General features: G+C 45.7%; 11 protein-coding genes. 7 read left to right on the forward strand and 4 right to left on the reverse strand.

The annotated features are described in order from the left end of the window. Nucleotides 1-29 precede the first annotated feature (29 nt). Entirely contained in the window at nucleotides 30-3017 is a 2988-nt protein-coding gene (locus QT979_RS23225; protein WP_333311819.1) for a phage/plasmid primase, P4 family, read from the forward strand. Between the two features lie 263 nt (nucleotides 3018-3280). On the opposite strand, the gene QT979_RS23230 is transcribed toward QT979_RS23225, so the two are convergent. The 3 genes from QT979_RS23230 to QT979_RS29110 all read right to left on the reverse strand — a co-directional run bounded on the left by QT979_RS23230 (nucleotide 3281) and on the right by QT979_RS29110 (nucleotide 4643). Beyond that, on the reverse strand, nucleotides 3281-3451 hold the full coding sequence (locus QT979_RS23230) for a hypothetical protein (RefSeq protein WP_333311820.1): 171 nt from the start codon (nucleotides 3449-3451) through the stop codon (nucleotides 3281-3283). A 916-nt stretch (nucleotides 3452-4367) separates the two neighbouring features. After that, nucleotides 4368-4496: a hypothetical protein gene (locus tag QT979_RS23235; RefSeq protein ID WP_333311821.1), complete on the reverse strand. Its 129-nt coding sequence runs from the start codon at nucleotides 4494-4496 to the stop codon at nucleotides 4368-4370. Nucleotides 4497-4538: 42 nt separating this feature from the next. Next, nucleotides 4539-4643, reverse strand: coding sequence for a leucine-rich repeat domain-containing protein (locus QT979_RS29110; protein WP_445304808.1), 105 nt, complete (start codon nucleotides 4641-4643; stop codon nucleotides 4539-4541). A 204-nt stretch (nucleotides 4644-4847) separates the two neighbouring features. On the opposite strand from QT979_RS29110, the gene QT979_RS23240 reads away from it, so the two are divergent. The 5 genes from QT979_RS23240 to QT979_RS23255 all read left to right on the forward strand — a co-directional run bounded on the left by QT979_RS23240 (nucleotide 4848) and on the right by QT979_RS23255 (nucleotide 9939). Continuing rightward, nucleotides 4848-5759, forward strand: coding sequence for a hypothetical protein (locus QT979_RS23240; RefSeq protein WP_333311822.1), 912 nt, complete (start codon nucleotides 4848-4850; stop codon nucleotides 5757-5759). Nucleotides 5760-5954: 195 nt separating this feature from the next. After that, a complete protein-coding gene (gene xisF, locus QT979_RS23245) occupies nucleotides 5955-7505 on the forward strand; it encodes a fdxN element excision recombinase XisF (protein ID WP_333311823.1) in 1551 nt (516 codons plus the stop codon). A gap of 68 nt (nucleotides 7506-7573) precedes the next feature. Then, a complete protein-coding gene (locus tag QT979_RS29115; protein ID WP_445304809.1) occupies nucleotides 7574-8233 on the forward strand; it encodes a transposase in 660 nt (219 codons plus the stop codon). Between the two features lie 135 nt (nucleotides 8234-8368). Further along, on the forward strand, nucleotides 8369-8869 hold the full coding sequence (locus tag QT979_RS23250) for a hypothetical protein (RefSeq protein ID WP_333311824.1): 501 nt from the start codon (nucleotides 8369-8371) through the stop codon (nucleotides 8867-8869). 644 nt (nucleotides 8870-9513) lie between these two features. Beyond that, nucleotides 9514-9939 (forward strand): hypothetical protein, encoded by a 426-nt coding sequence (locus QT979_RS23255; protein WP_333311825.1) that lies wholly within the window; start codon nucleotides 9514-9516, stop codon nucleotides 9937-9939. A gap of 39 nt (nucleotides 9940-9978) precedes the next feature. On the opposite strand, the gene QT979_RS23260 is transcribed toward QT979_RS23255, so the two are convergent. After that, entirely contained in the window at nucleotides 9979-11043 is a 1065-nt protein-coding gene (locus QT979_RS23260) for a TIGR03032 family protein (RefSeq protein WP_333311826.1), read from the reverse strand. 406 nt (nucleotides 11044-11449) lie between these two features. Here QT979_RS23260 and QT979_RS23265 point away from each other — a divergent pair. Continuing rightward, a partial coding sequence (locus QT979_RS23265; RefSeq protein ID WP_333311827.1) for a DUF4347 domain-containing protein occupies nucleotides 11450-12710 on the forward strand: 1261 nt, incomplete at its 3' end.

Genomic DNA, 12710 nt, shown 5'->3' on the forward strand with positions numbered 1-12710 from the left:
TTTGAAGCTGTGATCGGGGGTGCGGCGTAATGAGTACCACACAATCTACACAAGAAAGCCAAGGACTTGATACCGCGCAATCCACGCCGGATGTGAAGGGGTTAGGAACGCTATGCAGCATTGACAAAAAATCCCTCACCGCCGACCACGAAGCCCACATCTCAGGTAGAGGCTTACTCAATGATTGGGTCCGCGCCTGCTGCCACAGTGCCAGCATCGCCCAAGCTTCACATTATTTGGGGTATTCAGTAAAATCGCCGGGCCTCCTATTTATGGGGAAAGATGGGCAAGTACAATACCGACCCGATATCCGGGAGCCGAAGCGAGGTAAAAAGGAACCCCCGAAATACCTTTCCCCAAGCGGAGAATTTGATGCACTCCTACCCCCATCCCCCGACAACCCGCTCTACTGGGAGATTGAAGCCCTAAAGCGAGAAGCTTTCTATATCAATGATGTACCCTACATCCTGATTACTGAGGGAGTATTCAAAGCCCTTGCTGGGTGCTCGAATGGTATCCCTACGATTTCCTTGCTGGGAGTAGAGCAAGGCCTCACAGGTAAAGCCCGCGACCCCGAAAATCAGCGATTCCTAGTAGCCGCACTGAGAAGGCTTGCAGAAGCTGGTTTTGGTTTTATTATTGGCTTTGACGCTGACGCTGCTACAAATCAAAATGTCCGCGCAGCCGAGCGGAAATTGGCCAAGCAATTGGCTAAATTCAATGTGCCTGTGAGAAGTGTCACAGGCGACTGGGAGAAAGGCCCGAACGGTGAATTTAAAGGGATGGACGATTTTATTCAGCACAAAGGGATTGAGGAATTCCGAGCAATCCTCACCAAAGCCAAACTATTTGGCGAGAAAGAGGGTGATGCCGATGGCGAGAAGAAAAGCAAATTCCCTAGCGCTGATGCGATGTCGAGAGAGATAGCAGAGGATTATCGAGATAAGCTTGCCTTCAACAATGAAGTGCTTTGCTGGTATCACTACGAAGCCGATACAACGGGTATTTGGAGTCCAGAAACGGATGAATACGTTGAATCTATTATCTACCAAATCATCAAATCTAAGGGCTTAACAAACCTACCGCCAACTTACGTCAGCTCGGTAAAACGTTTCCTGCGACATGAATTAATAGAGCGGAAATGGAAGTCGAAAGCTGGCTTACTTCCCTTTCAGAATGGAGCTTTAGAGATTGCTACTGGCAAATTATATCCCCATTCTCCCGGCTACAAATTCACATGGGCGTTGCCACGCCCGCACTCAGTTGTCGATACTGAGTGGGGAAAAATCAGACAATGGCTAGACTTTGCCACACACGGCAACATTCATGTGCAGAATCTTCTGTTAGCCTTTGCTGCTGCTGTTCTTAAAGGCCGAGCGGAAGTCCAAAAGTTTTTGCACTTAATCGGTATCGGAGGCAGTGGAAAGGGTACATTTATTCGGTTGTTAGTAGCGCTAATTGGAATAGAAAATACGCACAGCAGCACTTTAGAGGATTGGTGCAACAATCGCTTTGAAGCAGCCCAAGCTTACTGTAAACGGCTGCTAATATTCCCAGATGAAAACCGAGGAACGCGGTCGCTAGGCAAGTTCAAACAGGTGACGGGCGGGGATTGGCTGCGGGCTGAAGAAAAGGGTCAGAAACCTTTTAAATTCAAGTTTGAAGGCATGGTTGTTGTCGCCTCAGAGTTCCCTATTTTCGGCGCTGATTCAGGCAGTGGCATGGCCCGCCGTACAATCTCTGTGCCTTTTAGCGCTGCCGTCGGAACCCGTCGGGATTTGGACAAGGAATTCCTGCCAGAACTGGCCGCTTTTACCAATTACCTGCTCTCACTTGATGATGCTTGGGTGGAGAATACCTTGCGTGGTGTGATGGATATTCCTGAGATTGGGGCCCAATTCTGGGAGAGCAAGATTCGGGAGGATAGTGTGGCCGGCTTCCTCAATGACAAATTGATATTAGACCCATTCGCTCAAACCAGCATAGGGGATTCCCCTAATGCTGAAGGTACGCTTTATCAGGCTTACCACCAATACTGTGCAGACCAGGGCCACAAACCGCAGGCGGTGAAGAACTTCAGCCCCAATCTAATTGAATGCGCCAGCACAATCCTCGGATGGCAGATAGAAAAAGCGCATACCAAGATAGGCAAAATCATCAAAGGTTTGCGTCTCCGAACCAAAGCAGACGAGCATATCCCGACCTACGATTACGAATTGCAATTGCGCTGCAAAGCTGGTGACGGATGCGGTGACGGGTCGGTGACGGTTCCGGTGACGGGTCAGAACCTTTACTCAGAGACGATTACAGCTTCGGTGACGGATAAACCCTTATCTCAAGGGGAAGAAAATGTCGAAATACAAACAGAAATAAAAAAAGCTCCCGTCGAGGTCAACGAGAGTGTTATCAGCAATGCAGATAATGAGGTATCGGTGAATCCGTCACCATCGCCCGAACCCTTGCCAGTAGCCGATTGTGATCCGTCACCGAATCCGTCACCGAATCCGTCACCGAATCCCGCAGAACTCAACGAAGATGAGCTCAACCTGGTAGAGATGATTCGTGTGGCAACGGCAGAACCCGACCCCGAAGCTGCACGACAGGCAGCGGCCGACATTCTGCCAATTCTCAAAGATGTCTGTGCCAGGGGAGCTGCAAACCGCGAGAAAGTTTGGGCCACTTTAACCGAATCGGAGCGGACGACATTCTCTGCGCTATCGGCGGAGCCTCTCGCACTTACCGACAATCCGCAAGAACCAGAATCCTTGCAACCCGTGCCAGAGCCGGAATTAATCGCCCCCGCCGATGCCGAAAAATTGCGAGAAATTGCGACTGTTTGGTGGCCCGAATACTACCCACAACAGCTTCAAACCCTGATTACACAGATGTTTGGCTGGGGTGCGCCGGGGACTCGGTACGGTGTCGCCACCATTACCGCTTGGCTAGCCTCTGAGGATGCCGTAGTGCGTGAGCGGATAGGCGAACTGATTCGCCGACGCTCGGAGGGTTCCTGCTAATTTTGACAGTCAATAAAAAACCACACAAAATTGTCCGGTTTCAGTGACTTTTGGCTAGTTGTCTCCGTTTTACCTCAAAATCAAACTGATGTAGGCATCAATAAACACGCTTACGCCCAATCGCCTGTTGCGTTGTTGCACCGATGGAGCCACAATTGTCGCAGGCGACGCATCCGGTCGCGTATATTTCCTACGGCTAGAAGGGATAGAACCATTAATATAAATTTCTTACGCGATCGTCGGCGAGGCAGAACTTGCCCGGTTCAAGCAGATTGCCGATCGTTGCCCCGTTTTTTGATTTCTTCGTGCTGACACGGAATGAACCAGGCGATCGGGTTGATGCGGTAACTTGATCGCCCGCCAGCAGACTTATCTGTTCGCGACTCGCACCGTCGCTCGAAGCCGCCACCAAAAAAATTAGCTAATTGTTGCATCAGCTAAAGTCAGGCACTTGCAGTATAAAGTCAGGCGTTTGCAGTATAAAGTCAGGCAAGTGCAGGTATTTGCACCCCCTGCAAATACCTGTATTTACCCGAAAATATCCGGCTTGCCGCCTGCAATTTCCTGCCAAATTACTGCTTTTTTGTGCAGGGATTGCCTTTGCTTGTTGAGGCTGGTTAAGGCTGTTTAGTTTTGCTAGCAAGCAATGTTTTTGTGATCACAAACCATGACTAATGCGTGCAGACATAAAAATAATGCACCCTCATCAATATTGAGCATAGTGCTTACCCGACTTTCAAGCTCGATCGGACAATAATTGTTTAACCGATTGCAAAGCGCGGGCTCGACAACAGCAATTTATGCAACTGTCAAGGCTGACATAACGGCTGCTACGCTGCCAATTTTCTCACACTTGCTCAACTTGATTTTTTATTCAATTTAGATAACGGCTGCTGTGTTGCCAATTTTTTCGCACTTGCTCAACTTGATTTTTTATTCAATTCCGAGGCCACAACTTGACTATTAAGTCAATCCACTTGTTGTTAAAAGGGCTAAAAATTAGCTAATTGTTGCGTCAGCTAAAGTCAGGGATTTGCAGTATAAAGTCAGGGATTTGCAGTATAAAGTCAGGCAAGTGCAGGTATTTGCAGGGGGTGCACTTTACCTGCATTTACCTGTAAATATCCTGCAAACGCCTGACTTTTTCGGTCAAACTGCTGCCTTTTTGTGCAGAGACTGCCTTTGCTTGTTGAGGTCGGTTAGGGCTGTTCTCTCTCGGTAGCAAGCAATGTTTTTGTCCGTACAAACCGGACTTTTACGTGCAGAAAAAAAATAATGCACCCTTATGAATGGGGCCTTCTAGGTGTCAAGGGGCTTAATTTTTACCCGCTCTTCGACTGTGCCGGCTGCTCACATTGCTCCTGCTGTTGTGGCGGCTTTTGTGGCAGCACAGGCATCAATTGCCACAACTTTCCCATCACACTTGGGTAGCGAGTGAGCGACTTGAGGGACAGCTCGATCGCCCACGACGGAGCTCATAGAATCACACAGGCGAGCGACTACCCATCTCGCGCCGCAGCTTCAGCTATTGAGGTAAAGCTGTGTCAGATTTGATAGTTGACCCATCGGCTCTAAGATTTGGGTAATCTGATTGTCGCTCAGGTGAAGACTTGTCAGATTTAACATTTAGCTGATCGCTTCTGGAATAAAGTAAAGCTCTGTCAAATTCGATAGTTGGCTCATCGCCTCTGAAATTTCGGTAATCTGTAGTTTAACTATTATCTTTGAACTTAGTTCTCAAGGCTCCATGCTGGGACATCCTACCAAAATTAAGTAGTGATAGTCTGGGAGGAGATAACCGGATTAAATTAAATACAACACAAAATTTTTATGGACATTCTCAATGAAAACCGTGACCCTAAAGGAGTTCCGTTCCTAACTATTCTGGCAAGAGAGATGGAGCGAGCAATTGCTGAAGAGTCAGCTCTCGGAATCCAACGAAACCAAATTCCTTTTATTTACATAGATTTACCTGACACCCCCCAGACTCCTCAATTTATAGGACTAGCACAGGCTATTAGAAGCGTCGCTTCATTTGATTTAATTCCAGAGAATAACCCGCAGCGTTATTGGATGAGATGCGTCCAGCTCTACTGGCAAGCCAAAGCTATCTTACTTTCTCAAAAAAATTTCAACCTCATGCCCAACCAAGCGGATTTGGAACAGCTTCTTAGCCAAATGCTCCCTAAAACTGCACTTAAAAACCTCCAATTAGAGACGGATGCCGAAAAAGCCGTTTATGACCTGATCGTTACCGGAGAACCACTAATCCGAGAATGGGCCAAAACTGAAGGGATTGATTACCCTTTCCAAAATTCTCAAGACTTATTTCTGCGGTTTTTAAAAGACAAGTTTCAATCCAGCTTATCAAAAAAACCATTTAAACCCGAACCTTTATGGCCTGACAAAAGAGAACAACGTGCCCACCGCTGCAAATGGCTAAAGTTCTTGGCAGATCAATTTACGGGTGAAACCATAGAGTGTGATTATCTAAACCTCCTCAAAGAGATGGAGTGGGAAGGGTATTGGATTCTAGCTTTATGGAAGCACAAAAATCAACGCAATTTTAAAAAGCTGTGGCAAACTTATCTCAAAACTCAAAGGAAATTGATTACTCTGTTTGATTCGGAACTTCATTGGAGAAAAGGCGTTCCTCATAAAACTCAGCGAACCAGCAAAATTCTTTCCATTGAAGCAGAGATAGACAAAACTGGCTACATCACCTGGTACTGGTCTTCTTAACATTCCTTCATAAATTCGCAAAAAACTCCACTAGCTTGATGGTTTTGATATTTATATCAAAGAACCATTAAGTTATTTTTCGTGCGATTAGCCATGCAAAACTTAGGGTTGTAGGGGCTTGTTTGTGCATCTCCAAAAGGTCTTGGCGATGCACAAATAATTTGGTAGACTAATTGTAAAAGCTTAGGAAAAACTATGCCTGAACCCTTGATAATTCTCGGTTACGCGCGAGTCTCGACTCGTGAGCAAGCCCAAAACTCTCATGCTTTGGAGCAGCAACAAGCTCGCCTCAAGCAAGCTGGAGCGACGGAAACCCTTACGGATGTTCAATCTGGTAGGAAAAACGATCGCGTTCAGTTACAAAAGCTGATTAAATTGATTAAAGCTGGAAAAGTCAAGGAAGTTATTGCGACTCGTCTCGACCGGATTGCTCGCTCTACTGCTAAGTTTGCAGAAATAGCTCAGTTGTGCTTGGAATTTGGGGTCAACCTCAGAATTCTGGATCAAGATATCAACTTAAATACTTCTCAAGGGAAGTTCATGGCAAATCTTTTAGCTTCCCTTGCTGAACTAGAAGCCGATCAAATTTCGGAACGAGTGCGACATGGAAATAATCATCGCCGAAAAGGGAGAAAAGCTTGCGGTTCTTATCCTTTCGGCTATCAAGTCAAAGAGGAACGATATATTTTAGATGAACGTCCTTTTTTATGCCTCCTCAATGAACGACCTGCTAATTATTTAGAACTTTGCGGCGAGGAATTAGAACTTTCACAGTTGCCTAGTCTAACTGTGAAACAGATCTCCAGAGACTGTATTGGCATTTTCCTCCAGGAGAAAGGATTAAGTCGGGCGATTAGAGCCATTTACGTCAAATATGGAATCACGAAATCTCCAACAAAAAAAAATGGACATGACAGCATTATCAACTGGACATCAAGCAGCTTGAGAAAGTGGCTGTTAAATCCTGTCTTGCAAGGACACACGGTTTACAATAAAAAGATTACGGTGGGCAAAGGAAAGACTAAGGAAACAGATCGAAGCCAATGGCAAATCCTTGAAGATACTCATTCTCAACATCGTTTAATTACGCAAGAAGAGGCAGCAGAGATTCAAAAAATTATTGAATTTAAGCAGGGGATTAACTACCAGAACTTTAATAGAAATCCCATTTTGCCAGATGCCTATGGAGACTATACTTATCAGAGCGGTTTAGTGTTTTGTGGTGCCTGCTATTGCAAATGTACTTCTAAATCACGCAAGTCTAAAGATGGTTTGACGAAATATCAATATTATGGGTGCCGGCATAGTGGGAAAGGTTGTAACAATACCGAAAACACTCGGAAATCTTTGATTGACCAACAATTAATCAAAAAACTTTTGGAAGCTGCAACTACGATTCAAGTAGATCTCGAAACTCCGGTTTCTAAAAAAGAGCCTGAGCCAAACCCCAGATTGCGCTCTTTACAAGAAAAGTTGGAAGCCTTGGAAAAAGTTTCTACCTTTGACCCCGATATTGAGGCGATTAAAGCTAAAACTCTTCAAGAAATCGAAAAACTTTTGAATCCTTTTGCAACTAAGGATTTTGAGAATCAAACTGCTGCCGAAATTATTCAAGCAGGTAATAATTTGGCGATTTGGCACACGCTTTCTAACGATGAGAAAGTCAAAATTTTTCCGCTGTTAGTGGAGCGTATTACGGTTCGGTCTGGTGTGGTTGAATCGATTGAGTTAAAACTATCAAACTAAATTACCAGCTCAAGTTTATGAACATCCAAGACCTATTTAACCTCACTAAACTGCGCTCTGAGGTGGCGATGCAGCAGGCTCTTCCTCATTGGCCGTCCAGGACTCAATCTGAGGGCTTACAGTGTCCCGAATGTGCTTCTCGCCATGTGGTTAAGCGAGGATACAACGAGAATAAAACTCGACGCTATATTTGTCGCGGCTGTGGCGTTTCATTTACGGAGATAGCGAAATTCGATTGTCGTTGTCAAAACCCTGGAACTTTGCCCAAATGCCAAGATTGCCCCTCTTTTCAAGAATTCCTACCGACTCTAAAAGAGAAGGTACGTGGGTTACACAATAAAAATCGAGAAGAATTGGATGCTCTTTTTTCGGAGGCTCAATCTCAACTAAAACTAAAAGATTTACGCGCTCAAGTGGCAAGACAAGAGGCGTTATCCAGTTGGCAACTATCTTCGATATCCCCATTGCCTTTGGTTTGTCCTGACTGTCAAAGCTCTCATATTAGAAGGAAGGGTTTGGCTAATGGAAGACAACGATATTCATGTTATGAGTGTAGACGGTCATTTTATGCTCCGGAAGACTGGAATTGTACTTGTCAGCTTCCCGGTGACTTAGCTTCTTGCCACAGTTGCCCAAAATTTGAGAAATTTTTGGCTGTTATGACTGAAAAACTTGAGAGCTTGCAAGGATTGGACGCTGAGCAATTACAGGCGTTACTCAAGTGTTAGTCTATAAACGTCTCGCAAGGCGTTTTTATCCCCCATAAAAAAGGTTTTTTTTAGTCCAGTCACTTTTCCAGTGAGCGACTGGACTAAGCAGAGGTATAATTTGTCCAGTGACCAAACTGGACAAGTAACTGGACTATGGAAACTTACCCGATCGCAAGCCTGCAAGAGCGCTACAACCTAAGCAGCAAACAATCTGTGTACGATCGCATAAAAGCTTTATCGATCGAACCAGTAGCCCGAGGCAAAATTTCCAGTGACCAACTGGATCAACTGGACAAGTTAAATCAGCATCTAAAATCTGGCGGCACCCTATCTGATTTTGAGAGCAGCCACACCGAAATTTTCCAAATAGAAGCGATTGAACCTGCGGCCACAACAGCTATAAATCAAGACAGAGAAAACTTTCTTGAACTCATTGAGGCGATCGCCCGACACATTGGAGCAACTCGCGATCCTTTGCAACATTACGCAGCGTTGGAACAGGCGATCGCCTCCGGTTGGATTCTATCGACAGCCGAAGTTAGAGCGCTTATCGGAGTTAATCCCAGGGGCGATCGATTCAAGCGGGGCGCTTTCGTATTTATCCGAACCGATAAAGTTGGGAATCAGGCTGGATGGAAGGTTGAAAAAATATGAGATTTTAAGGCGATCGCTTTGAATAATGGTTGTTCAGTACCGGCGAAGTTTGAGCGCTCATCAGAGTCAAACCACACGACGTTCAAATCAATCGCGGAAGCTTTGCGTTTGTATAGAGAGTTTTCGATGTAATTAGGTATGAGGATGAAACAACTAACTCCTGCACAAATATAGCCGGGGTAATTATGTATTTACTTAGTTTTACTTGCTATTATAAAACTGCCCGACACTGGCTAACTCCTTATATATTGGGCTTCTTGCTGTCTTAGCTAAAGCGTGAACTTGAGCTAATTTGGTATTCATCATTAGTTATAGTTGTTCTATGTACTGCATCGAAGCTGTAGTGTTTATTTTAGTGGGGTCTTTTCGAGCTGTGTTACTACTATGTCTTACTCCTTTGTAAGACATAGTAGTAACACACTTTGTTATTTGTTCTACTAATGAAGCTTTTTGTCTTACTACGAACCTATACAGTAAAACGAAGGTAAAAAGTAAGTCAGACAAAATATTGTTATATTTCCGCTGTCCCTCGGACTTGTTGCAAGCATTCAATAAGATAGGTAAGTAGCCATACCCTGCTACTACAAAACACGCAAAGACGAAGAAATGGGCGCATAAGTTAACGCCAACGCTCGTTGGTCAAGATGGTGGGGTTGGGAAACGCGATCGCCCGTTGGGAAAAGTTTCGGTTTAATTGGCCTCCTTCTTCTCAGCAGTTGGATGCGTTTTTGCTAACAACTCACTTGTTGGATGAAGCTGAGCGGCTGTGTCAGAGAATTGGAATTTTAAAGAATAACAGTATTATGGCTGAGGGCAGTTTGGAGGAGTTGCAAAAACTGATTCCGGCTCAAGAAATTATCGTGGTAAAAACTGACGAAGAAGCTGAAGTCATCGCCCGCGCTAAACAATACAGTTTCATCCCCCGCCACTACGGTAGCGATTTAGCTTTTTGGCTGTCGGAACGTTTAGAATTAAAAGAGATTATTTTGCTGTTCGACGGGATTTTTATTGATTCAATCGCTCGGTATCCGGTGCGGTTAGAACATATTTATGTCGAAGTGACTAAATAAACTGTATCCTAATCTGCGTACATCCGCCACCATCTGCGGTTAAAGTTCCAAAGTAATTAACTGAGCAATTTCATCCGTTTGAAAACCCAAGGCCATCGGCTTTTGCACTTGGGGAATCACTTGCACATCATAGAGTTCTGTGACTATTCCTTCAAACCGCAACCAATGAACGATCGCCCCATTCGTCAAATCTATGACCATCATACCGCAGCGAGCCTCAGCATCCTTGGCTACCAACAGCTCATCCAATTCTAAACCGCTAAAAGTGTTGTCACCTCCCCGAGGTTTCGAGAGTCCGACAATTGCCCAATTTTGCCAAAAAGCTAGTCCTCGCACGTATCCCGGACAAAACGTAATTGCCTCAAATTTCCCTGTGTCTAAATCCACATATCCTAATTCTCCTCTCCCCGAATTCAGCAACCACAACTTGTCTTGATACCAGCGCGGTGAGTGTGGCATTGACAATCCTGTGACGATAATATCATTAGATTCGATATCGATAACTATACCGCCATTTTTTCTGCGATCGCGCCAGCCATCCACCACATCCGACTGACTCGACGCCGTGACGTATCTCGGTTCCCCATCCACCATTGCCAAACCGTTGAGATGACAGCGGTCTTCATTTATATATTGTGAGATAAAACCTGGTTTCCAGAAAGGTTTGCAACTGTGGCGATCGCTCAAAGTAGCGATACAATTAAACAAAGTGCTAAGAAAAATGATTTGATTATTTTTATCTACTGCGATATCGTGAATGTCGATATCTCCTGTAGTATAACCAATTCTTGGTATATATAATTTATCGTACCCTTGGTATAATTTACCGGATTCTAAGACATTATCTAATTGCCAGAGTTGATATTTTGAACTTAAATAAAGGCGTTCCGGCGTGCAGTAAAGCCCCATTGCGCGATCGAAGATTCGCCAAAATCCCGAGATTCTGTTCGTTTCTGGCACAGCACCAATTAACATTAACCTGCTGGTTTGATAGGTAGTGCAAGCGAGGCTGATTTGTTGTTGGGTTAACCAAAATGGCAAATCGCGATCGCCAAAAATCTCGTGTTCGTGGGTTGTATTAAAAGTGGCTTGTTCGTTATTCATAAAATCTATAAAATCTTTATTTCCGTAGGGGCGGATTTTACAGACAATAATTGCCTAAAACGAACAATCTCGTAAACACCCCCCACGAACACGTCAAATCCCAATCTACATCTTTAAACATACAAGGGGTGGGTTTTACAGACAATTTTTGCCTAAAATCAATACTCTCATAAACTCGCCCCGATTTGGACTTTTTATAATTTGTTTAAAATAACCCCATAAATATAAAGGTTTTGTAAAGAAGAAGCTCAACCACTGATAGTACACTCGAATCCTGCTAGATTTCTAGTAATTAAAAATCTAGCGTGTCATCTGCCACCTGGTAGAATTACCGCCTCCTAACTCAAATCGGGCTACAGAGCCTTTGCAGCTCAACACCAACGCAATCTACTGGAACCAAAAGCAGATGACAACTCTAGTTAAAATTAATCCCAACAAAAATTTTTTTCTTCCCTTGGTTGGTTGCACTAGCAACGCACAAAAAGAAATAGTCATCCTTGACCCCACAGTACCAGACAGCAACTACATAGCCCAAGGCATCAAACCAGGCAGTGCCACCTACATCCTGGAAAACAAGCCTGATGCCATAGAGCAAATCTCTACACTCCTAGCTCAGCATACAGGCATCGAAACCCTACACATCATCTCACACGGCAGCGCGGGCAACCTGTACCTAGGCACGACAGAACTCAACAGCAGCAACATCGAACACTACAGCCAACAGTTGCAACAGTGGCGAAACGCCCTGAGTGCCAACGCCAGCATCATCTTGTATGGCTGTAACGTAGCAGCCGGGAAATCCGGGCACCAATTCCTGACTCAACTGAACCAACTCACAGGCGCAAACATCGCCGCTAATTCCCAACCTACAGGTAATAGCAAACTAGGCGGCACCTGGGACATCCCCCAACTCATCCCCCCATCGCCCCAAAAGCCCAAACTCGCTCTGACAGAAACCACCCTCAAAACCTACAGCGGCGTGCTCAGCTTCGCCCCCAAAGTTGACTTCCCTACTGGCATTTCCCCCAGATACATCAGCATCGGCGACATCAATGGCGACGGGAAACCTGAATTAGCTGTGCCGAACAAGATCAGCAACACCGCCTCGATCCTGCTCAACACCACCCCCACCAACGCCACCACCCCCACCTTTGCCACCAAAGTTGACTTCCCTACTGGCATTTCCCCCGCCTCCGTCAGCATCGGCGACATCAACGGCGACGGGAAACCTGACTTAGCTGTGCCGAACAATATCAGCAACACCACCTCCATCCTGCTCAACACCACCCCCACCAACGCCACCACCCCCACCTTTGCCACCAAAGTTGACTTCCCTACTGGCAATCGCCCCGCCTCCGTCAGCATCGGCGACATCAACGGCGACGGGAAACCTGACTTAGCTGTGGCGAACTACAGCAGCAACACCACCTCCCTCCTGCTCAACACCACCCCCACCAACGCCAACACCCCCACCTTTGCCACCAAAGTTGACTTCCCTACTGGCAGTGCCCCCGCCTCCGTCAGCATCGGCGACATCAACGGCGACGGGAAACCTGACTTAGCTGTATCGAACTTCACCAGCGAGACTGCCTCCATCCTGCTCAACACCACCCCCACCAACGCCACCACCCCCACCTTTGCCACCAAAGTTGACTTCCCTACTGGCA

The sequence above is a fragment of the Microcoleus sp. w2-18bC1 genome (assembly GCF_036700365.1).
Lineage (GTDB): Bacteria > Cyanobacteriota > Cyanobacteriia > Cyanobacteriales > Microcoleaceae > Microcoleus.